The sequence below is a fragment of the Pseudacidovorax sp. 1753 genome (genome assembly GCF_040544975.1).
In the GTDB taxonomy this organism is placed as follows: Bacteria; Pseudomonadota; Gammaproteobacteria; order Burkholderiales; family Burkholderiaceae_C; genus Xenophilus.
Genome location: NZ_JBEPKY010000012.1, coordinates 25,979 through 47,513 on the forward strand (window position 1 = coordinate 25,979; position 21,535 = coordinate 47,513).

The following is a 21,535-nucleotide window of genomic DNA, read 5'->3' on the forward strand; positions in this document are numbered from 1 at the left end:
GCGCCGTGTTCCCTACTTCAGCTGCACCGACCCGGACACATTGACCGTCACGGTGGTCTTGCCCGCCTCCACGGGCACGGGTGCGGCATCCGCCTTGAAGGCCATTGCCTCGGCCGCCATCATGCGCGGCCGAGCCGTGAAGTCCTGCGGACCATTGACCGACACCTGCCGCAGCGTGTAGCCGGAGAAGCCGAAGTTCTGTGCCAACGCGGCTGCCTTCTGGCGGAAGCTTTCGATGGCGCGGGCCTGCGCTTCGGCCTCGACCTTGCGTGTCTGCTCCCGGCTGAGGCTGAACCCAACGTTCGCCACGGTCAGGCTGTCGATGCGGCCAGCCACCTGTGTGATTCGGGGAAAGTCGCGACCCTCCAGCACCACCTCGGCGCTCCCCTGCCAACCGTTGATCTTGCCCTCACGGCTGTAGCGCGGCGATAGGCTGAAGTTGCCCGTGCGCACGTCCAGTTCACCGGGCTGCGCCTGCGTCCGCGCTGCGGCAAGCGCCGCATCCACGGCCGCCTTCAACTGGCCCTGGACTGCGGCGGCCGAGGTTCCGTCGCGCGTGGTCGACAGCGTCATCGTCAACATGTCCTGCTGGGCATCGACGGAGCCCGATGCCGACAGCTGGAGCACGTTCTGCGGGGGCGACCACATCGGGCCCTCTTGAGCCAGCACGGGCAGCGAAAGGACGGCGAAAGCCACGGGGGCGGCAACGCGGAGCAGGGGGCGAAGGATGGTCAAGCAGTTCCTCTTTGGGATGGGTTGAAGACGGACGCGCGGCACCGGTCAGTGCCGCGGGTCGCGCCAGGGAAAGGGAAGGTTCCAGCCGCGTCGCGGCGGAGAACCATCGGCGCGTGCCGCAGCGGGATCAGCGCCACCGCCGTCGGCCGGGTGCCGGGCATTCCATTCGCTGCGAAGCTGCTCGCGCAGCTCGGCGCGCTGCGCTGGCGACAGCTGCCGCATGGCAGCCTCGGTGGCGGCATCCTCCTGCGGCATCGCCCGCTGGTGCGCGGCCTGCGCCTGCCAGCGAGGGCCTTCGGCGGCCCACGCGGCGGGCACCAACGTGGCGCCGGCCGCGGCCATGACCACCGCCAGGCCGAAGCCGGGGGTGGATCGCAGGAAGCAGCACGCAGTCGTCATGGCCCGTACTCTGCCACCGCTTCAATGCGAGAACTTTGCTGTCACGCGAGCGGGCGCAAGTTGTGTAACGTCGTGTCATCCGGAGCGATGGGGTCGAAGAATCGGTGAACTCGACCTCCACAATCGGCTCTGTTACAAATCTGCTCCCGAGGAATGTCGTACCTATGACTCAAAACCAGACCCGTACCGACAAGATCGTGATCGTCGACGACGACGCCCGCATCCGCGACCTGCTGCGCCGCTACCTGACGCAGGAAGGTTTCGAGGTGATCGTTGCGGAGGACAGCAAGGCGCTCAACCGCATCCTGCTGCGCGACACGGTCGACCTGATCGTCCTCGATCTGATGATGCCGGGCGAGGACGGCCTGTCGGTATGCCGTCGGCTGCGTGCGGCCAACGACCGCACGCCCATCATCATGCTCACCGCCAAGGGCGAGGACGTGGACCGCATCGTCGGCCTGGAGGTGGGTGCCGACGACTACCTCGGCAAGCCCTTCAACCCGCGCGAACTGCTGGCCCGCGTGCATGCCGTGCTGCGCCGCCGGCCGCCGCAGGAGGCGCCCGGCGCACCATCTTCCGAGAACGAGATGGTGTCCTTCGGCCCCTTCGAGTTCGACCTGGGCTCGCGCACGCTGCGCAAGGACGGCGAGGAACTGTCGCTGACGACCGGCGAGTTCGCCATGCTCAAGGCGCTGGTGCGCCACCCGCGGCAGCCGCTGTCGCGCGAGAAGCTGGCCCAGTTGGCCCGCGGCCGCGAGTTCGAGCCCTTCGACCGCAGCCTCGACGTGCAGATCTCGCGTCTGCGCAAGCTCATCGAGTCCGATGCCGCCGCACCGCGCTACATCCAGACGGTCTGGGGCGTGGGCTACGTCTTCGTGCCGGACGGCAACGCCTGACCGTGCCCCCTGCGGCCCCAGCCAGCCCCGCTTCGGGGCGGGCGCTTCCCCCGCCCGATTCCATCCAGGGCACCCTGCCCTCCCCGCTCGAGATGTCCGAGCGGGTGCGCGCGCAGACGCGCTTCCGCCTCGGCTTCAGCCTGTTCTGGCGCACTTTCTTCCTGCTGGTGCTGCTGCTGCTCGGCTGCATCTATGGCTGGCTGCAGACCTTCCGTGCCTTCGAGGACGAACCTCGGACGGTCCAGACCGCGCACCAGATCGCCTCGCTCGTCAACCTGACGCGCGCGGCGCTGGTCTATTCCGACGCCATCACCCGCGTCTCCCTGATCAAGACCCTGGCCGACCAGGAGGGCGTGCGCATCGTTCCGCGCGAGCCGCGCGACCGCTACGAGGGCTACACCGACCGCGCGCTCGACCGCCGCGTGCGCGACGAGCTGATCCGCCGCCTCGGCGAAGGCACCACCATCGCGAGCGAGGTCAACGGCGAGCCGGGGCTGTGGATCGGCTTCGGGATCGACGGCGACCAGTATTGGCTGCTGCTCGACCCGGCCCGCTTCTCGCGCGTCGGCGGCCGGACCTGGCTGGCCTGGTTCATCACCGCCGGCATGATGTCGCTGGCGGGCTCGGCGCTGATCACGCGGCTGATCAACCGGCCGCTCAAGCAGCTGTCGCGGGCGACGACCCAGGTGCGCGAAGGCGAGTACGAGGCCCATCGCCTCGACGAGCATGCCCGCACCAACGAGATCCGGGCCGTCAACATCGGCTTCAACCGCATGGCCGACCAGCTCGCCAAGATCGAGCAGGACCGCGCCGTGATGCTGGCCGGCATCTCCCACGACCTGCGCACGCCGCTCGCCCGCCTGCGGCTGGAGACCGAGATGAGCGTGGCCGACGAGGACGCCCGTGCCCACATGGCGGCCGACATCGCGCAGCTCGACGGCATCATCGACAAGTTCCTCGACTATGCGCGGCCCGACCATGTGCGGCTGCAGCCGCTGCGGCTGCGCGACGTGGTGGCCGACAGCGTGTTCCCGGTGCGCGACCAGGACGATGTCGAGATCCAGATCAACGTGCCCGACGACGCCATGGTCATGGCCGACGAGGTGGAGCTCAAGCGCGTGCTGTCGAACCTGCTGGAGAACGCGCGCCGCTATGGCCGCACGCCCGGCATGAACGTCACGCAGATCGACATCCAGGCGCAGACCCAGCCGACGGCGGTGCTCATCAAGGTGCGCGACCACGGGCCCGGCGTGGCGCCGGTGATGCTCGCGCAGCTGACCAAGCCCTTCTTCCGCGGAGACACGGCGCGCACCTCCGCGGCGGGTGCGGGCCTGGGCCTGTCGATCGTGGCCAAGAACATCGAGCGCATGGGGGGCACCTTCGCCCTCACCAGCACCCCGGGTCGCGGCTTCGCGGCCCATATCCGGCTGCTGCGTGCCCAGGGCACGCCGGCGGCCGCCAGCGACCGGCGCCCCGCGCCTCCTTCTTCCACTGTCCAGACATGAACTTGCGCCCACTCGGCCATTCCGGCCTCCAGGTCTCCCCGCTCGCCTTCGGCGGCAACGTCTTCGGCTGGACCGTGGACGAGGCCACCTCCTTCCGCCTGCTCGACGCCTGGGTCGACGCCGGCTTCAACTTCATCGACACAGCGGACGTCTATTCGATCTGGGCGCCGGGCCACACCGGCGGCGAGTCGGAGACCATCATCGGCAAGTGGCTGCGCGCTACCGGCAAGCGCGACCGCATCGTGCTGGCCACCAAGGTCGGCAAGCCCATGGGCGAGGGCAAGAAGGGCCTGTCGCCGCGCTTCATCCGCGAGGCGGTGGAGGCATCGCTGCGTCGGCTGCAGTGCGACTGCATCGACCTGTACCAGTCGCACGACGACGACGCCGAGACGCCCTTCGAGGACACGCTCGGCGCCTATGCCGAGCTGATCAAGGCAGGCAAGGTGCGTGCCATCGGTGCCTCCAACCATACGGCACCGCGGCTGGCCGAGGCGCTGGCCGTCTCTGAACGCCTGGGCCTGCCGCGCTACGAGAGCCTGCAGCCGCTCTACAACCTCTACGACCGCGCCGTGTACGAGGCAGAACTGGAACCGCTGTGCCAGTCGCAGCAACTCGGCGTCATCAACTTCTTCGCGCTGGCGATGGGCTTCCTGACGGGCAAGTACCGCAGCGCGGCCGATGCCTCACGCAGCACGCGCGGCGAGCGTGCCGTGGCGGCCTACCTCAACGACCGCGGCCGGCGCATCCTCGCGGCCCTGGACGAGGTGGCAGCCGAGACCGGCGCCAAGCCTGGCCAGGTCGCGCTTGCCTGGCAGATTGCCCGGCCGTCGATCACGGCGCCCATCGCCAGCGCGACCTCGCTGGACCAGCTGCAGCAGCTGGTGGCCGCGGCGCAGCTCAAGCTGGACCCGACCCAGATCGCCCGGCTCGACGCCGCCAGCGCCGAGCAGGCCTGAACGGACGAGGGCGTGGGCGCGGCGCTCAGCGCGCTGCGACGGCGCCCTCGCCCGCCTCCAGCATCAGAGCGAAGAGTTCGCTCCTGAAATGGATGCCCAGTCGCGCAAAGGCCCGGTTGCGATAGGTCTTGACGGTCGGCAGCGCCAGCCCGAGGTCGGCGGCGATGCCTTCCTGGGTCATGCCACGCAACAGGCGGAGACAAACCTCCAGCTCCCGCGACGTCAGCTCGGGGCAATGGGCCAGCAGCCGCTGCGCCTGCCCGGCTGACTCCTGCGGCGGCGACGCCAGCACCACATGCTTGCGCGCCAAGGCCATCAACAGGGCCCCGGCCTCGCCGAAATCAGCCAGTTGCCCATCGGCCAGGGGCCGCTGCCCTTCGTGCCGATAGAAGTTGACGGCAAAGAGCGCACCGTCGGCCGACGGCTCGCGCTCCACCACCGACACCCGTTCGCGCACGCCATGCGCGTCGTACACCTTGGCCCGGTGCTCGGGGGGCACCTCGCCGGCCGTGATGTGGCACATGCGCAGCGGCGCGGTCTCGCCGTCGCGGAAGGTGCGGTCGTATTGAACGGGGCCCGACAGGTAGGCCCGCCAGCAGTCGCGCGTGGTGTCGGGCACGCCCAGGCTGCCGCTGATGAAGATGGCGGGCCGGGCCCCGGTGCGGTAGATGGAGAAGGAGGCGACCGGCAGCGTCGCCGCCACCGCTTGCAGCAGCCGCGGGCCGAAGGCCGCGTCGCCCAGCGCTGGCACCACCTCGGGCATGCGCGCCGCCAGCAGCGCATGGGCGCTCTCGCCAGCAGGCAGGGCGGGGCTCCAGGTTCTCATGGCAGGCGGGACAGCGGCGGCATTGGGGGAAGTCCGTCATCTTCTGGGATGACGAGGCGCCGCCGCCACGGGACTTACGCTAGACAAATGATGATGTCCGACAACGATCCCCTGTCCCCGCCCTCCCTGGCGCACTTCGCCGACGTGGCGGTGGACGTGGGCCAGCCGCTGGTGCTCGGCCGTGGCGCGCAGGGTCTGCGCAGGGTGGTGCCGATCCTTGGCGGCACCGCCCGCGGTGATGGCTGGACAGCGCGGGTGCTGCCCGGCGGCGCCGACTTCCAGCTCTTCGCCAGCGAGGGCTGCTCGGTGCTCGATGCGCGCTACGGCATGGAGACCGACGCCGGCGACCTGATCTACGTGCAGAACCATGCCGTGCGCGCCGCCGCGCCCGAAGTGATGGCCCGCCTGATGTGCGGCGAGCCGGTGCAGCCGTCGGAGGTGTACTTCCGCTGCACGCCGAGCTTCGAGACCGATTCGCCCGCGCTGCGCTGGATCACCGAGCGGCTGTTCGTCGGCAGCGGCGTGCGGCATCCGGCCCAGGTCGCCATGCGCTTCTTCGTGCTGACGTGAACCACCCCCCATGCCGCTTCGCGGCGCCCCCCTCTCTCGCGCCTTCGGCTTGGAGGGGGGCGCACCCCGCGGCCTGGCCGAGCCAGTTCCGCGGGTGCCCTGGACTGGCCTGCTCGACACGCTCGCGTCGCAGCATTGGCTTCGCCGCCGCCCTCCCGCCCTCACCCAGAACACTTCCAAGGAGACTCCCATGACCCGATTCCGCACGTCCTTCCGCCTGCTCGCCGCCACGGCCGCCCTGGCCGCCGCCTGGACCGGCGCCCAAGCCCAGACTGGCGCCTACCCCAGCCGGCCGGTGCGGCTGATCGTGGGGTTCCCGGCCGGCACCGGCCCGGACATCGTCGCGCGCCTGCTGGCCCAGAAGCTCTCCGAGGGCTGGAACGGCGTCGGCGTGGTGGTGGACAACAAGCCCGGCGCCGGCGGCACCATCGCCGCCAGCGAGGCCGCGCGCGCCCAACCCGACGGCTACACCATCATGCTCGGCGAGACAGGCCAGCTCTCCATCGCGCCCAGCAGCTACACCAAGCTGCCCTACGACCCGAAGAAGGACTTCGCCCCAGTGAGCCAGGTCGTCACCAGCAACTTCATGCTGGTGGTCAACCCGCAGAAGGTACCGGCGCGTGACGTCAAGCAGTTCGTGGACTGGAGCCGCCAGCAGAAGGGCCTGTTCATGGGCACCTTCGGCGCCGGCACGCCGGGCCACTTCGGCGCGTACATCTTCGGCGACGCCATCGGCGTGAAGCCTGAGGCGGTGCACTACCGCAACACCGGCGACGCGCTGGCCGGCCTGATGAGCGGCGACGTGTCCGGCGCCTTCGCCAGCGTCGGCCTGGCCGCGCCCAACGTCAAGGCGGGCAAGCTGGTGGCCCTGGCCGCCAGCGGCGAGACCCGCGCCGCGCTGCTGCCCGACGTGCCCACCTTCAAGGAACAGGGCTACGGCCAGTTGGTGTTCCAGTCCTGGTTCGGCATCGTGGCGCCCAGCCGCACGCCGCCCGAGGTGCTGGCCAAGCTGGAAGCCGACATCCGCCGCGCCATGCAGTCCGCCGACGGCAAGCAGCGCATGGAAGACGCCGGCTTCAGCGTGACCGGCACCACGGCCAAGGAGTTCGGCAACATCATCGCGGCCGACACCGTGACCTGGGGCAAGGCCGTGCAGGCGACCGGCTTCAAGGCGGACTGAGCCATGCGCCGCACTGTCGGATTTGGCGTGGCGGCTGCGGGCGCCGCGCTGCTGAGCGCCTGCACCAGCCCGGGCGACGCACCACCCGCGGCACAAGCAGCGACGACGCCGCTGGCCTGCGCCCAGCTTGCGCGGGCTACGCCACCCGGCGCCCGCCTCACCCTGACAGAGGAGGTCGCCGCCGGCACCATCAACCTCACCGGCATCCAGCCCGGCGCCCCCGGCTCCACCGCGCCGGTGCCCGCGCATTGCCATGTGCAGGGCAGGATCGCCGAGCGCACCGGCCTGGACGGCAAGCCCTACGCCATCGGCTTCGACCTGCGCCTGCCGGCCCAGTGGAACGGCCGCTTCTTCTTCCAGGGCGGCGGCGGCACCGACGGCGTGCTGCGCGATGCCATCGGCGTGCTCACCGGCGGCGGCAACACCAGCAATGCGCTGATGCAGGGCTACGCGGTGGTCTTCACCGACACCGGCCACCTCAACGAACCCGGCCCCAGCGGCCCCTACCAGTTCGGGCTGGACCCACAGGCCCGTGCCGACAACGGCTACAACTCGATGGCGCAGACGGCGCGCGTGGCCAAGACGCTGATCCGCGCACACTACGGCCAGGCGCCGCAGCGCTCGTACTTCGTGGGCTGCTCCAACGGCGGGCGGCAGGCCATGATGATGACGCAGCGTTATCCGGAGATGTTCGACGGCGTCATCGCCTCCGCGCCGGCCTACCGCGTGCCGCTGGCCTCGGTGCAGGCGGTGTACGACACGCAGCTCTATGCCCGTGCCGCCGCCGAGCAGGCACCGCCCGGCCCCGACGGCCGGCCGGTGCTGTCCAAGGCCTTCTCGCCAGGCGACATGAAGTTGCTCACGCGCGAAGTGCTGCGCCAATGCGATGCACTGGACGGCCTCGCCGACGGCATGGTCAACAACTGGCCGGCCTGCCAGTTCAAGCCCGAGGTGCTGCGCTGCACCGGCGCCAAGACGGACGCCTGCCTGGGCCCGGCGCAGGTCGAGGCGCTGCAACGCTCCTTCGCCGGTGCACGCGACGCGCAGGGCAAGCCCGTCTATTCGGACTGGGTGTTCGACGCCGGCCTGCATTCGGCCGACTGGACGCGCTGGAAGTTCGGCGACGCCACCAGCGGCCCGGCCAATGCCCGCAACCTCACGCTGATGACCGGCGGGCTGGCCATGTTCTTCACCACGCCGCCCACGGTCACGAGCGACTTCTGGGCCTACGCCATGGGCTTCGACCCGCAGCGCGACACGGCCAAGGTCCATGCCACCGACGGCGCCTTCCGCGAGTCCGCCATGCGCATGGTGGCGGCCGACTCGCCCGACGTGGACGCCTATGCCCGCCATGGCGGCAAGATCCTGTTCTTCCATGGCGTGAGCGACCCGGTGTTCTCGGTGACCGACACCGTGCGCTACCTCGGCCAGCTGCGACAGCGCTACGGCACAGCCACCGACGGCATGGCCCGGCTGTTCACCGTGCCCAACATGGCCCACTGCAGCGGCGGTCCGGCCACCGACCAGTACGACGGCCTGACGGCGCTGGTGAACTGGGTCGAGAAGGGCCAGCCGCCGGAGCGCATCGTGGCCCGCGCACGGCCCGAGAACCCGGACGTGACCTGGCCCGGCCGCACGCGCCCGCTGTGCGCCTACCCGAAGCAGGCGCGCTACAACGGCAGCGGCAGCATCGAAGACGCGGCGAACTTCAGCTGCCGCTGATTCCGGCAGTCGTGGCTGGCGCGCGGTAGAGCATCACCGCCGCCCGCGCCTCCATCGCCCGGCCCTCGCCCACCGGGCCCAGCTTCTCGGCCGTCTTGGCCTTCACGTTCACCTGGCCCAGGGCCAGCGCCAGCACTTCGGCGATGCGCGCGCACATGGCCGGGATGTGCGGCGCCAGCTTGGGCGCCTGGGCCACGATGGTGCTGTCCACGTTGCCGATGGCCCAGCCGCGCTCGCGCACGCGCCGGGCGGCCTCGGCCAGCAGCACGGTCGAATCGGCGCCGCGGAACTGCGGGTCCGTGTCCGGAAAGTGCCGGCCGATGTCGCCCAGCGCCGCCGCGCCCAGCAGCGCGTCGGTGATGGCATGCAGCAGCACGTCGGCGTCGGAATGGCCCAGGAGGCCGACGGTGTGGGGCACCTCCACGCCGCCCAGGATGAGCTTGCGGCCGGCGGCGAGCTGGTGCACGTCCCAGCCCTCGCCGATGCGGAAGGGAAAGTCGGAGTCGGCGGCGTGGGTCATCGGATGGGTGCTCGTCATGGCATGGCCGTGCCGCTGCGGGCCACCAGCACCGCTGCCGCCACGGCAAAGTCTTCGGGAAAGGTCACCTTGAAGTTCTGGGCGCTGCCCGGCACCAGCCGCGGCGTCAGGCCCAGGCCTTCGATGGCGCTGGATTCGTCGGTGACCGCGTCGCCCATGCGCGCCAGCGCTTCCTGCAGCAGGCCGATGCGGAACATCTGGGGCGTCTGGGCCAGCCACTTGTCGGCGCGGGTCACGGTGCCGGCCACGCGGCCGTCGGCCGTGGCGGCCTTGAGCGTGTCCGGCAGCGGCAGCGCCAGCAGGCCGCCGACGGCGTCGTGCTCGCAGGCGCCGATGAGCGCATCGACCTGCGTGGGCTGCAGCAGGCAGCGGGCGGCGTCGTGCACCAGCACCCAGTCGTGCGGCAGGGCGCCGGCCTGCTCGCGCAGGGCGCCCAGGCCCTGGGCCACGCTCTGCGCGCGCGTGGCGCCGCCGGCGCGCAGCAGCCATTCGCCGGGGCCCGGAAAGCCCGGCAGCACCTGCGCGATGCGCTCGTCCTGCGGCGCCACCACCAGCGCGATGGCCGCCAGCCGGTCGCCCAGGGCACGGAAGACGTCCAGCGTGTGCGCCACCAGCGGCCGTCCTGCCAGCGGCTCGTACTGCTTGGGGCCGGCGGCGCCGGAGCGGGAGCCCGTCCCGGCGCAGGGGATGAGCACGAACAGGCGCGGCGGCGGCAAGGGCATGGGCGAGGCGGGCGGGAACGGGACGGGCAACAGTGGGATGGGGCGCCGCAGGCACGGCACGTGGACAAGCTCAGCGCGAACCGGATGGGGGGAGTCGACCGGTTCTGCGCGGACGGAACGGCGACCGGGCCGGCCCCGTCCAGGGGAAAAGCCCCGCATTCTAAAATTGCGCGCTTCGCCCTCCCCGCCGTTGCGGCCGGGAGGGTCTGCCTTTGGTGCCGCCCCCGCATGGACCTGCCCGCCCTCTCCCCCGGCAAACGCTTCACCCTTCCCCGTCCGCCCTCCTCCAGCGATGCACTGCTGCTCGCTCGGCTGGCACTGCGCGAAAAGTCGGCCGGTCGCACGACCGCCATCTTCACGGCGGACGCCACCGACACCCAGCGCCTGACGGACGAACTGGCCTTCTTCGCGCCAGAGCTGCGCTGCGCCGTCTTCCCGGACTGGGAGACGCTGCCCTACGACAGCTTCTCGCCGCACCAGGACCTGATCAGCGAACGCCTGGCGACGCTGTGGCGCATCCTGCAGAAGGAGGTGGACGTGGTGCTGGTGCCGGCGACCACGGCGCTCTACCGCCTGGCGCCGCCGGGCTTCATGGCCGGCTACACCTTCCACTTCCGCACCAAGCAGAAGCTGGACGAGGCGCGCCTGAAGGCCCAGCTCACGCTGGCGGGCTACAGCCATGTGACGCAGGTGGTGAGCCCCGGCGAATATGCGGTGCGCGGCGGGCTGATCGACCTGTTCCCGATGGGCTCGCCGCAGCCCTTCCGCGTCGACCTGTTCGACGACGAGATCGACTCCATCCGCACCTTCGATCCCGACAGCCAGCGCAGCCTGTACCCCGTGCCCGAGGTGCGCCTGCTGCCCGGCCGCGAGTTCCCGATGGACGACGACGCCCGGGCGCATTTCCGCAGCCGCTGGCGCGAACTGCTCGAAGGCGACCCGACCAAGAGCCGCATCTACAAGGACATGGGCAACGGCGTGGCGACCGCCGGCATCGAGTACTACCTGCCCCTGTTCTTCGACCAGACGGCGACGGTGTTCGACTATCTGGCGGGCGCCGGCACGGAAGGCCGGGATGGCGAGGCGTCCTCCTCCGTCACGCTGGTGCTGCACGGCGACCTGGAGGCGGCCTTCCAGCATTTCTGGCAGGACACGCGCGAGCGCTACCGCCTGGCCCACGGCGACCCGGAGCGGCCGGTGCTGCCGCCCGAGGCGCTGTTCCTCAATGCCGAGCAGTTCTACGGCCAGACCAAGCCGCATCGCCAACTGTCGCTGCGGCCTGCATCCGCTCAGGCGGAGCCTGTCGAAGCCTTCCCCGAATTCGCGCTGCTGCCTCCGATGGCCGCCGTGCGCGGCGCCGACGACCCGCTCGCCCGGCTGAAAGAACACATCCAGGCCACGCGCCACCGCGTGCTGCTGCTGGCAGAGACCGCCGGCCGCCGCGAGAGCCTGCTGGACTTCCTGCGCGCCAGCGGCGTCAGCCCGCCGGCCTTCGACACCCTGGCCGAATTCGAGGCCGAGGCGAGCGAGAAGATCGGCATCGCCACCGCCGCGCTGGCGGCGGGCTTCGCCTGGAACGAGGCCGGCATCGACTTCGTCACCGAGACCGAGCTCTTCTCCACCGGCACCGGCAGCGGCCGCCGCCGCAACAAGCGGCAGGAAGCGACCAGCGACGTCGACGCGCTGATCAAGGACCTCTCTGAACTCGCCCTGGGCGACCCGGTCGTGCACAGCGCCCACGGCATCGGCCGCTACCAGGGCCTGGTCAACATGGACCTGGGCCAGGGCGTGGGGCCGGACGGCAAGCCGCTGCTGCAGGAATTCCTGCACCTGGAGTACGCCGACAAGGCCACGCTCTACGTGCCGGTGAGCCAGCTGCACCTGATCAGCCGCTACACCGGCGTCAGCGCCGACGAGGCGCCGCTGCACAAGCTGGGCAGCGGCCAATGGGACAAAGCCAAGCGCAAGGCGGCCGAGCAGGTGCGCGATGCCGCGGCCGAGCTGCTCAACATCTACGCGCGTCGCGCCGCGCGTGAGGGCCATGCCTTCCGCTTCCAGGCGGCCGACTACGAGGTCTTCGCCAACGACTTCGGCTTCGAGGAGACGGCCGACCAGAAGGCGGCGATCCATGCCGTCATCCAGGACATGATTTCGCCTCAGCCCATGGACCGACTCGTTTGCGGCGACGTGGGCTTCGGCAAGACCGAAGTGGCGCTGCGGGCCGCCTTCGTGGCCATCACCGGCGGCAAGCAGGTGGCCTTCCTGGCGCCGACCACGCTGCTGGCCGAACAGCACTACCAGACGCTGGTGGACCGCTTCTCCAAATGGCCGGTCAAGGTGGCCGAGATGAGCCGCTTCCGCTCCGCCAAGGAGATCACCGCCGCCGCCAAGGGCCTGGCCGACGGCAGCGTGGACATCGTGGTCGGCACGCACAAGCTGCTCAGCGAGAGCGTCAAGTTCAAGAACCTGGGCCTTCTGATCATCGACGAGGAGCACCGCTTCGGCGTGCGCCACAAGGAGGCGATGAAGGCCATGCGCGCCGAGGTGGACGTGCTCACGCTCACCGCCACGCCCATTCCGCGGACGCTGGGCATGGCGCTGGAAGGCCTGCGCGACCTTTCGGTCATCGCCACTGCGCCGCAGCGGCGCCTGGCCATCAAGACCTTCGTGCGCAACGAGGGCACCGGCGTGATCCGCGAGGCGGTGCTGCGCGAGCTCAAGCGCGGCGGGCAGGTGTACTTCCTGCACAACGAGGTGGAGACCATCGAGAACCGGCGCCAGAAGCTGCAGGAGATCCTGCCCGAGGCGCGCATCGCCGTCGCCCACGGCCAGATGCCCGAGCGCGAGCTGGAGCGCGTGATGCGCGACTTCGTGGCCCAGCGCTTCAACCTGCTGCTGTGCTCGACCATCATCGAGACCGGCATCGACGTGCCCAGCGCCAACACCATCGTCATCAGCCGGGCCGACAAGTTCGGCCTGGCGCAGTTGCACCAGCTGCGCGGGCGCGTGGGCCGCAGCCACCACCAGGCCTATGCCTACCTCATGGTGCCGGACATCGAGGGCCTGACCAAGCAGGCAGCCCAGCGGCTGGACGCCATCCAGGCCATGGAAGAGCTGGGCTCCGGCTTCTACCTGGCCATGCACGACCTGGAGATCCGTGGCGCCGGCGAAGTGCTGGGCGAGCACCAGAGCGGCAACATGATGGAGATCGGCTTCCAGCTCTACAACGAGATGCTGGCCGAGGCCGTGGCCTCGCTCAAGGCCGGCAAGGAACCCGACCTGCTGGCGCCGCTGTCGGCCACCACCGAGATCAACCTGCACGCCCCCGCCCTGCTGCCCGACGACTACTGCGGCGACGTGCACCTGCGCCTGTCCTTCTACAAGAAGCTGGCCACGGCCAAGACGACGGACCAGATCGACACCCTGCTCGAAGAGCTGGTCGACCGCTTCGGCAAGCTGCCGCCGCAGACGCAGACGCTGATCGACGTGCACCGCCTGCGCGTGCTGGCACGGCCCTACGGCGTCACCAAGGTGGACGCGGCGCCGGGCGTGATCAACATCAGCTTCAAGCCCAACCCGCCCATCGACCCGATGGCCATCATCGGGCTGATCCAGAAGAACAAGCACATCAAGCTGGCCGGCAACGACAAGCTGCGCATCGAGCGCGAGCTGAAGGACCCGAAGGACCGGGCACAGATGGTGCGCGACGTGCTGCGCTCGCTGGGGCAGCCGAAGACCGAGCCGGTGGCGGCCTGAGGGGCGCTTGGGCCGCTGCCCAGATCGTGCTCACGGGCACCCTGTGAGCACGGCAGCAGAACCTCAATCCGGCGTGACCAGGGCCACGGTGGGAAAGTAGCTCGCGTAGCGGCTGGCGTCACGTGTCAGCACGGGCCAGCGCGCCACGGCCGCATGCGCCCCGATGAAGAAGTCGGGCAGCACGTTGGCCTTGGTTCCGCCACGTCGACGGTATTGGGCGAAGGCCTTGCCGGCCAGGAACAGTGCCGGGCGGGGCAACTCGATCACCGGGAGCCGAAGCGAATCGAGCACCTCGTCCAGCGCCTCGAAGGTGCTGAAGGTCAGCGACAGTTCCGCGTAGATGACCGGGTTGATGCACAGCTTGTGCAACTGCGACTGGGCACGCAACTGGGCCACGGACCAGTCGGCCCACTCCGGGTCATCCTCCAGCAGATCCACCAGCACGTTGGTGTCGACCAGCATGTCGATCAGCCCCTCAGCAAGGCCATCAGGTCCTTGGTGCGCCACTTCACGTCGGCTTTGCCCCGGGCAGCCTCGAAACGGTCGGCCCGGCGCGCTGCCGTGCCCCGGCTGGCTTCCGCCTTCTGCAGCACCACCTGGCCATCGCGGTTGATGGCGAAATCCACCGCAGTGCCCGGCGTGAGACCCAGGGCGTCGCGCACTTGCTTGGGGATGGTGACCTGACCTTTGACGGTGAGCGTGGTGGGCATGGAGAGCTCCTTCAGGAAAGTGTTACCGATTCTATAGACGTAATACTTCGCCAGGCCGACCTGCTCTGACGGCCTTGCACCCCATGCGCCATGAGTTGGCCCGCAGCGGGCATCGGCACAGGGCTTGCTAAAACTCACCGTTCCAAAATACAACGGAGAGAGAAGCGATGCACACCCGACGACAAGCCCTGATGTTCACGGGCGCACTGGGGACGCTGGCCGCCAGCGGCCGGGCGTTCGCGCAGGCCAGGTACCCTGAGCGCCCGGTCAAGGTCATCGTGGGCCTGCCCGCCGGTGGCAGTGCGGACATGATCGCGCGCGAGCTGAGCCAGAAGCTCGGCGCGGCGCTCGGCCAGCCCTTCGTCGTGGACAACCGCGCCGGCGCGTCGGGGCAGATCGGCATGCCCGCGGTGGCCCGCGCGGCGCCGGACGGCTACACGCTCACCGTCTCTCCCGCCTCTTTCCTCACGACCAACAAGAGCGTCTTCAAGACCCTGCCCTACGACCCCGAGGCCGACTTCGCGCCGATCTCACGACTCGTGAACCAGCCCATGGTGCTGATCGTGAAGGACAAGGCCAAGTACCCGACGGTCGCGGCATTCCTCGCCGCAGCCAGGGCGGAGCCGGGCAAGCTCACCTACGCGTCGTCGGGCGACGGCAGCCCCCAGCACCTGGGTGCGCTCATGTTCGAGACGCGCAGCGGCGCGAAGATGCTCCACGTGCCCTACAAGGGTGGCGCGCCCGCCATCAACGACACGCTGGCCGGCAGCGTGGACGGCATGTTCGCCGTCATGCCCGAAGCCCTGCCGCACGTGCAGGCGGGCAAGCTGTTCGCACTGGGTGTGCTGAGCCCGCAGCGCTCGCCCGTGCTGCCCAATGTGCCGACCATGGGCGAAAGCGGCATCCCGGACCTGAACCTCTCGGCCTGGGTGGGCATCCTGGCACCGGCCCGCACGCCCAAGCCCATCATCGACCAGCTCAACGCAGCCGTGCGTGCCGCACTGGATGCAGACCTCAAGGCCAAGCTGGCCACCAACGGCATCGAGGTCGCCCCCAGCTCGCCCGAGGAGCTGCAGCGCATCATCGCCGCGGACATCAAGCTGCACGCGCAGCTGGTGAAGGCAGCGGGATTGGTGCCGCAGTAAGCCGCCACGTCCTGCAGCATCGCGGCGAGGCCCGTCGCAGCCCGTTGTGACGCCGGCCCGGCGCCCACGGATCGCGATGAGAAAATCGGCGCCATGACTGTCGCCGTTTCCACGCCATCCATCTCGCCAGGCCTTGTCGTCCGGCACATCCCCGGCCCGCTGAAGCTGGCCGACTTCGGCCTGATCGCCTTCGACATGGACTCGACGCTGATCACCATCGAATGCATCGACGAGATCGCGGATGCGGTGGGCAAGAAGGCGGAGGTCGCGGCCATCACCGAGGCCACCATGCGCGGCGAGATCAAGGATTTCAAGGAAAGCCTGCGCCGCCGCGTCGCCCTGCTCGAAGGCGTGCCGGTGGGTGCGCTGCAGGAGGTCTACGACCAACGGCTGCACCTGTCGCCCGGTGCGCCCGAGTTGGTGGGCGCCTGCCGTGAGGCAGGACTGAAGGTGCTGCTGGTGTCCGGCGGCTTCACCTTCTTTGCCGACCGCGTGAAGGCGCGGCTGGGCATCGACTTTGCGCGCTCGAACCTGCTGGAGGAAGACGGCGGCCGGCTCACGGGCCGCGTGCGCGCGCAGGACTGGGGCGACATCTGCGACGGCGCCGAGAAGCGGCGGACGCTGCTGGAAGTCGCCTCGCTGCTTCGCCTGTCACCCGCCCAGACCATTGCCGTGGGCGATGGCGCCAACGACCTGCCGATGATGGGCGAGGCCGGCCTGTCAGTGGCCTTCCACGCCAAGCCCAAGGTGCGCGAGCAGGCGATGGTGGCCATCGATGAAGGCGGGCTGGATCGGCTGCTGGACGTCGTTCGGCCCGGCTAACATGCCGCAGCGGCCGCCGGCCCGCGGCCTGCGCGCCAATGCTTGTCAGTTGAACGAAGACCGTTCGGGCCGAGCTTGTCGAAGCCTGGGCACAAGCCCTTTTCACCCCACCCTCCATGAACCGTACAGACGACATCGGCAAGTTCCTCCTGCGCGCCACGCTCGGCGTGCTGATCCTGCTGCACGGCATCGCCAAGCTGCCCAAGGGGGTGGACGGCATCGGCCACATGCTGGCCTCGCACGGCGTGCCCTCGGTGCTGGCCTACCTGGTCTTCGTGGGCGAGATCGTCGCGCCGGTGCTGCTGATCGTCGGCTTCTTCACCCGGCCCGCGGCACTCGTGGTGGCCATCAACATGGTGGTGGCGATCTGGCTGGTGCACATGGGCGACCTGGGCAAGTTCAACGGCACCGGGGGCTGGGCGCTGGAACTGCAGGGCATGTTCCTGGTGGCGGCGTTGGCCATCGCCATGATCGGCGGCGGCCGCATCGGCGCCGGAGGCCGCTTCAACTGAGCGGCCGGACCGCACGACTCAATCGTCGTCGGCCGCGTCAAGTCCGCGGAACAGCACCTCGGTGAAGCCGAAGCGGGTGAAGTCCCGTACGCGCATCGGGTAGAGCTTGCCGATCAGGTGGTCGCATTCATGCTGGACCACCCGGGCATGGAAGCCCTCGGCCACGCGGTCGATGGGATCGCCGTAGGGATCGAAGCCGCTGTAGCGGATGCGCTGCCAGCGCGGTACCACGCCGCGCAGGCCCGGCACGGACAGGCAGCCCTCCCAGCCCTCTTCCTCTTCGTCGCCGAGTGGCTCGATCACGGGATTGAGCAGCACGGTACGGGGGACGACTGGCGCCTCGGGATAACGGGGATTGGGGCGGTCGGTGCCGAAGATCACCAGTTGCAGGTCCACCCCGATCTGCGGGGCCGCCAGGCCGGCGCCGTTGACGGCATGCATGGTCTCGAACATGTCGCGCACCAGCAGGTGCAGTTCGTCGGTGTCGAAGGCGCCAACGGGTTGCGCGACGCGCAACAGCCGGGGATCGCCCATCTTCAGGATTTCGCGGATCGTCATCCGCCCATTGTGGACGCGCCCCGCGGCCCAAAGCCCGCGGCGCGCGACGCTCAGGGCGTGTTGCCCGAATCCTGCTTCGGCGGGGGGATGATCGTGCCGGTGCCGACACGCGGGTCGCCGAAGGGGACGGCCTGGGGTCCGCCGGGCCGACCGGCACCGGGACCGCGTGGCGGCACCACCGGGACGACGCCGGGCAGCTGCGCCTGCGGCGGTGCACCCCGCCAACCGCGTCCTCGGTCATGGTCCCTGTCCCGGTCGTTCCACCCCGGGCGCCCGTAGGCTGGTGGGTAGGGATAAGGGGCCACCGGCCGACGATCCCAGTAGCGGGGACCGGGGTCGCGGTAGACGTCCACACCCACGTAACCCCCGGGAACCACCGCGGGTGGGCCGTAGTAGGGCTGTGCCGGGTAGGTGGAGTAGCCGGGGTAGGTCGGGTAGGTGGCATAGCCCGGCTCTTCGTAGGCGGCACAGCCGCCCAGCACCAGGGCCGCGCCCGCCACCAGCAGGGCCGCCCCTCCACGTCTGAATGTCGTCGTCATCGAGTTTTCCTCCTGGCCGAAGCCATGGGTACACAACGCGGTTGGAGCGCGGGTGCCGACGCCAGGGTCCCCGCCCGGGCGTAACACGCCGTAAGAGTCAGCGCGTCGTCAGTGCCACCCCAAGCCCTCAGCCAGCCGCCAGCAGCGCCAGCATGCCCGCCTCGTCCAGCACCTCGACGCCCAGCTCACGCGCCTTGTCGAGCTTGCTGCCGGCCGCCTCGCCGGCCACCACATAGTGCGTCTTCTTGCTGACCGAGCCGGCCACCTTGGCGCCAGCCGCCTCCAGTTTTTCCTTCGCGTCCTCGCGGGAGAGCGTAGGCAGCGTGCCTGTGATGACGAAGGTCTTGCCCGCCAGCGGCAGCGCCGCGCGCGGGGCGGGATCGCCCTCCGGCCACTGCACGCCACAGGCCCGCAGCTGCTCGATCACCTCGCGGTTGTGGGGCTGGGCGAAGAAGGTGTGGATGGCCTCGGCCACGATGGGGCCGACGTCATTGACCTCCAGCAGCTGCTCCACGCTCGCGTCCATGATGCCGTCCAGCCGGCCAAAGTGGCGGGCCAGGTCCTTCGCCGTGGTCTCGCCCACATGCCGGATGCCCAGCCCGTACAAAAAGCGCGGCAGCGTCGTCGTCTTGGACGCCTCCAGCCCTTCCAGCACGTTCTGGGCGGACTTCTCGGCCATGCGGTCCAGCGCCGCCAGCGCTGTCAGCCCGATGCGGTAGAGGTCGGGCAGCGTCTTGACGATGCCGGCATCCACCAGCTGGTCGACCAGCTTCTCGCCCAGGCCCTCGATGTCCACGGCGCGGCGCTGCGCGTAGTGCAGGATGGCCTGCTTGCGCTGCGCACCGCAGAAGAGGCCGCCTGAGCAGCGGTGGTTGACCTCGCCCTTCTCCCGCACCACCGCGCTGCCGCAGATGGGGCACGCCCGCGGCATGCGGAAGTTGGGCACGTAAGGGTCGCGCGGCGGCAGGCGGTGGCTTTCGCCCTCGCCCACTGCCTGGTCGATGGCGGCCTCGCTGGCCGTGCCTTCGGCGCGCGCCACCGCAACACCGGCAGGCGGCACGCGCCCCACCACTTCAGGGATCACGTCGCCCGCGCGGCGGATGACGACCATGTCCCCCACGCGCAGTTCCTTGCGCCGCAGCTCGAACAGGTTGTGCAGCGTGGCGTTGGACACCGTGGTGCCGCCCACGAACACCGGGTCCAGCCGCGCCACCGGCGTCAGCTTGCCGGTGCGGCCGACCTGCACGTCGATGTCCAGCATGCGGGTCATCTGTTCCTGCGCCGGATACTTGTGGGCCACGGCCCAGCGCGGCTCGCGCGAGACGAAGCCCAGTTGCCGCTGCAGCGCCAGGCTGTTGACCTTGTAGACCACGCCGTCGATGTCGAAGGGCAACTGATCGCGCAGCGCACCGACCTGACGGTGGAACTCGGCCAGCTCCTGCGGACCGTTGCAGACCTGTGTGCGGTCCGACACCGGAAAGCCCCAGGAACGCAGCGTCAGCAGCGCCTGGTACTGCGTGCCGAAGTCCGGGCCGCCCTGCTCCTCCGGCGTCACCTCGCCCCAGCCGTAGGCGAAGAAGGACAGCGGGCGCTGCCGCGCGATGGCCGGATCGAGCTGGCGCACCGCGCCGGCCGCCGCATTGCGCGGATTGACGTAGGTCTTCTCGTTCTTCTGGCCGGCCTCGATCTTTTGGCGCTGCCGCTCGTTCAGGCGGTCGAAGTCGGCCCGCTTCATGTAGACCTCGCCGCGCACTTCCAGCACGGGCGGCGCGTCCTTCGGCAGCTTCAAAGGAATCTGGCCGATGGTGCGGATGTTCTGCGTCACGTCCTCGCCCACCTCGCCGTCGCCGCGGGTGGCGGCCTGCACCAGCGTGCCGTTCTCGTAGCGCAGGTTGATGGCCAGGCCGTCGAACTTGAGTTCGGCCACGTATTCGATGGCCGGCGCATCGGCGGCCAGGCCCAGTTCGCGGCGCACGCGGGCGTCGAAGGCTTCGGCGCCGGTGGCCTCGATGTCGGTCTCGGTGCGGATGGACAACATCGGCACCTGATGCCGCACCTTGGCGAAGAAAGGGAGCACCGCCCCGCCCACGCGCTGCGTCGGCGAATCGGGCGTGCGCAGCGCGGGATGCGCCTCTTCGAGCTCGGACAGGCGGCGGAACAGCCGGTCGTATTCGGCGTCCGGGATCTGCGGCGCGTCCAGCACGTAGTACTGGTGCGCGTGATGGTTGAGGGCAATGCGCAGCTCGGCGGCCTCCTGGGCCACCGCTGCGGGAACGGTGTCGGTCATCGCGGTCGGTGTGCGGTAGCAGCGCGGATCAGGAGAACAGCCGGCGCGCCAGCGCCGAGCCGGCGGACAGCTCGCGGCCGTCCAGCGTGTCGTAGAGCTGCTCCAGATCCTGGCCGATGGCGTCCAGCGTCTCGGTGCGCAGGGGCTGGCCGTCGCTGTCGGTGACCACGCCGTCCATTTCGCGGGCCAGGGCCTCGGCGATCTCACGCATGCGGGCGAAGGGCTCCAGCGCGCGGTCGACCTGCGGCACGTCCAGGCTCAGCATCAGCTCGCGGATGGCGGACTGGGCCGGGTCGTCGGCCAGCGCGGCCTGGGTGTCGAACACCAGGCCCAGCACCGGCGGCGCACCGGCGTCGGTGTTGGGCAGCACCATGCGCCCGGGCAGCATGCCGGGCACGAAGCCCAGGCGCGCGGCGTTCTGTTGCACGTAGCCGGGGCTCCAGGCGGCGTGACGGGCGCGCAGCACGAAGGCCAGCTGCGCGTCGTGCGCGCTGGCGAACTGGTCCAGCTCGCGGGCACGGGCGACCTCGTCCAGCATCTCGGGGAACTCGGGCGCGCCATTGAGCGCGTCGGCGAAGGCCTGGGCCTTGACCACGAATTCCGAATACTCGATCTCATTGAGGGCGCCGGTGCGGTTGGCCAGCTGCACGCCGATCTGAAGCGCGCGGTACCGGGCGCTGGCGACGGGCGGCTCCCATTCGGCGGCACCGTCGCGCAGGCCCTCGACGGCAATGGGCTTGCTGCCCGCGCGGCGCGTCGCCGGCGTGGCCGCCAGCACGGCAGCGCCCGAGACCAGGCCTTCCAGCGCCACGGGGGCGATCACGTCGATCAGCGGATCGAGCCCGCCACGGCGGCTGCCCAGCAGCGCGGCGGCACCGGGCTGGCCAGTGGGCGGCGGCAGGTCGGGGTCGAACAGCGGCTCGTGCCGATCGGCCGAATGCACGTCGTTTGGGTCCGCATGCAGCACCGGATCGTCCGGCCCGCCCTGCGCGCCATCGAGCGGCGCCAGGCCGGAGTGCAGGCCGTCGCCTTCGGGCTGGCGCGGGGCGTTGCGGCGCAGCGTCCAGGTGTTGTAGGCGATCAGGGCCGCCAGCACCAGGCCGCCGGCGATGGCCACGGCGATCGTGAGATTGCTCATTGGGATTGCTCTTCCGTGT

General features: G+C 70.1%; 21 protein-coding genes. 10 read left to right on the plus strand and 11 right to left on the minus strand.

Annotated features, from left to right (window positions below; all coding sequences use genetic code 11):
* Positions 1-12: 12 nt before the first annotated feature.
* Both ABIC63_RS16105 and ABIC63_RS16110 read right to left on the minus strand, forming a co-directional pair.
* On the minus strand, positions 13-648 hold the full coding sequence (locus ABIC63_RS16105) for an SIMPL domain-containing protein (protein ID WP_294365959.1): 636 nt from the start codon (positions 646-648) through the stop codon (positions 13-15).
* 132 nt (positions 649-780) lie between these two features.
* Complete coding sequence (locus ABIC63_RS16110) at positions 781-1,134, minus strand: hypothetical protein (RefSeq protein ID WP_294365598.1); 354 nt, start codon at positions 1,132-1,134, stop codon at positions 781-783.
* Between the two features lie 164 nt (positions 1,135-1,298).
* On the opposite strand from ABIC63_RS16110, the gene ompR reads away from it, so the two are divergent.
* The 3 genes from ompR to ABIC63_RS16125 all read left to right on the plus strand — a co-directional run bounded on the left by ompR (position 1,299) and on the right by ABIC63_RS16125 (position 4,491).
* Positions 1,299-2,030, plus strand: coding sequence for an osmolarity response regulator transcription factor OmpR (gene ompR, locus ABIC63_RS16115; protein ID WP_017759953.1), 732 nt, complete (start codon positions 1,299-1,301; stop codon positions 2,028-2,030).
* Positions 2,031-2,122: 92 nt separating this feature from the next.
* Positions 2,123-3,535, plus strand: a complete 1,413-nt coding sequence (locus tag ABIC63_RS16120; protein WP_234191850.1) for a sensor histidine kinase family protein — start codon at positions 2,123-2,125, stop codon at positions 3,533-3,535.
* Positions 3,532-4,491 (plus strand): aldo/keto reductase, encoded by a 960-nt coding sequence (locus tag ABIC63_RS16125; protein WP_354320489.1) that lies wholly within the window; start codon positions 3,532-3,534, stop codon positions 4,489-4,491. The genes ABIC63_RS16120 and ABIC63_RS16125 overlap by 4 nt, the downstream gene beginning before the upstream one ends.
* Before the next feature lie 25 nt (positions 4,492-4,516).
* On the opposite strand, the gene ABIC63_RS16130 is transcribed toward ABIC63_RS16125, so the two are convergent.
* Entirely contained in the window at positions 4,517-5,317 is an 801-nt protein-coding gene (locus ABIC63_RS16130; protein WP_354320490.1) for a helix-turn-helix transcriptional regulator, read from the minus strand.
* A 93-nt stretch (positions 5,318-5,410) separates the two neighbouring features.
* Here ABIC63_RS16130 and ABIC63_RS16135 point away from each other — a divergent pair, with 93 nt between their 5' ends.
* From ABIC63_RS16135 to ABIC63_RS16145, 3 genes are all read left to right on the plus strand, one after another.
* Positions 5,411-5,887 carry a DUF3237 domain-containing protein gene (locus tag ABIC63_RS16135; protein ID WP_354320491.1) on the plus strand — a complete coding sequence of 159 codons (477 nt, stop codon included), beginning with the start codon at positions 5,411-5,413 and terminating at the stop codon, positions 5,885-5,887.
* A gap of 190 nt (positions 5,888-6,077) precedes the next feature.
* Positions 6,078-7,067, plus strand: a complete 990-nt coding sequence (locus ABIC63_RS16140; RefSeq protein WP_354320492.1) for a Bug family tripartite tricarboxylate transporter substrate binding protein — start codon at positions 6,078-6,080, stop codon at positions 7,065-7,067.
* Positions 7,068-7,070: 3 nt separating this feature from the next.
* Positions 7,071-8,789, plus strand: a complete 1,719-nt coding sequence (locus tag ABIC63_RS16145; protein WP_354320493.1) for a tannase/feruloyl esterase family alpha/beta hydrolase — start codon at positions 7,071-7,073, stop codon at positions 8,787-8,789.
* On the opposite strand, the gene ispF is transcribed toward ABIC63_RS16145, so the two are convergent.
* Positions 8,776-9,309 (minus strand): 2-C-methyl-D-erythritol 2,4-cyclodiphosphate synthase, encoded by a 534-nt coding sequence (gene ispF, locus ABIC63_RS16150; protein WP_294365589.1) that lies wholly within the window; start codon positions 9,307-9,309, stop codon positions 8,776-8,778. The two genes, ABIC63_RS16145 and ispF, sit on opposite strands and share 14 nt — an antisense overlap.
* Positions 9,310-9,323: 14 nt before the next feature.
* Positions 9,324-10,049, minus strand: a complete 726-nt coding sequence (ispD, locus tag ABIC63_RS16155) for a 2-C-methyl-D-erythritol 4-phosphate cytidylyltransferase (protein WP_114804735.1) — start codon at positions 10,047-10,049, stop codon at positions 9,324-9,326.
* Positions 10,050-10,277: 228 nt separating this feature from the next.
* On the opposite strand from ispD, the gene mfd reads away from it, so the two are divergent.
* On the plus strand, positions 10,278-13,805 hold the full coding sequence (mfd, locus tag ABIC63_RS16160) for a transcription-repair coupling factor (RefSeq protein ID WP_354320494.1): 3,528 nt from the start codon (positions 10,278-10,280) through the stop codon (positions 13,803-13,805).
* Between the two features lie 63 nt (positions 13,806-13,868).
* Here the strand turns inward: mfd and ABIC63_RS16165 are convergent, their stop codons facing one another.
* Positions 13,869-14,267, minus strand: coding sequence for a type II toxin-antitoxin system VapC family toxin (locus ABIC63_RS16165; protein WP_017762342.1), 399 nt, complete (start codon positions 14,265-14,267; stop codon positions 13,869-13,871).
* 5 nt (positions 14,268-14,272) lie between these two features.
* On the minus strand, positions 14,273-14,515 hold the full coding sequence (locus tag ABIC63_RS16170) for an AbrB/MazE/SpoVT family DNA-binding domain-containing protein (RefSeq protein WP_017762341.1): 243 nt from the start codon (positions 14,513-14,515) through the stop codon (positions 14,273-14,275).
* Between the two features lie 167 nt (positions 14,516-14,682).
* Between ABIC63_RS16170 and ABIC63_RS16175 the strand changes: the two genes are divergently transcribed.
* The 3 genes from ABIC63_RS16175 to ABIC63_RS16185 all read left to right on the plus strand — a co-directional run bounded on the left by ABIC63_RS16175 (position 14,683) and on the right by ABIC63_RS16185 (position 16,994).
* Positions 14,683-15,660, plus strand: coding sequence for a Bug family tripartite tricarboxylate transporter substrate binding protein (locus tag ABIC63_RS16175; RefSeq protein WP_354320495.1), 978 nt, complete (start codon positions 14,683-14,685; stop codon positions 15,658-15,660).
* A gap of 93 nt (positions 15,661-15,753) precedes the next feature.
* Positions 15,754-16,482 (plus strand): phosphoserine phosphatase SerB, encoded by a 729-nt coding sequence (gene serB, locus ABIC63_RS16180; RefSeq protein WP_294365579.1) that lies wholly within the window; start codon positions 15,754-15,756, stop codon positions 16,480-16,482.
* A 116-nt stretch (positions 16,483-16,598) separates the two neighbouring features.
* Positions 16,599-16,994: a DoxX family protein gene (locus ABIC63_RS16185; protein WP_294365577.1), complete on the plus strand. Its 396-nt coding sequence runs from the start codon at positions 16,599-16,601 to the stop codon at positions 16,992-16,994.
* Positions 16,995-17,012: 18 nt separating this feature from the next.
* Here ABIC63_RS16185 and def read toward each other — a convergent pair whose 3' ends face one another.
* The 4 genes from def to ABIC63_RS16205 form a co-directional block, all read right to left on the minus strand.
* Positions 17,013-17,552, minus strand: a complete 540-nt coding sequence (def, locus tag ABIC63_RS16190; RefSeq protein WP_354320496.1) for a peptide deformylase — start codon at positions 17,550-17,552, stop codon at positions 17,013-17,015.
* 50 nt (positions 17,553-17,602) lie between these two features.
* Positions 17,603-18,091 (minus strand): hypothetical protein, encoded by a 489-nt coding sequence (locus ABIC63_RS16195; protein WP_354320497.1) that lies wholly within the window; start codon positions 18,089-18,091, stop codon positions 17,603-17,605.
* Between the two features lie 127 nt (positions 18,092-18,218).
* Positions 18,219-20,378, minus strand: a complete 2,160-nt coding sequence (ligA, locus tag ABIC63_RS16200) for an NAD-dependent DNA ligase LigA (RefSeq protein WP_354320498.1) — start codon at positions 20,376-20,378, stop codon at positions 18,219-18,221.
* A gap of 28 nt (positions 20,379-20,406) precedes the next feature.
* A complete protein-coding gene (locus ABIC63_RS16205) occupies positions 20,407-21,516 on the minus strand; it encodes a cell division protein ZipA C-terminal FtsZ-binding domain-containing protein (protein WP_294365568.1) in 1,110 nt (369 codons plus the stop codon).
* Positions 21,517-21,535 lie beyond the last annotated feature (19 nt).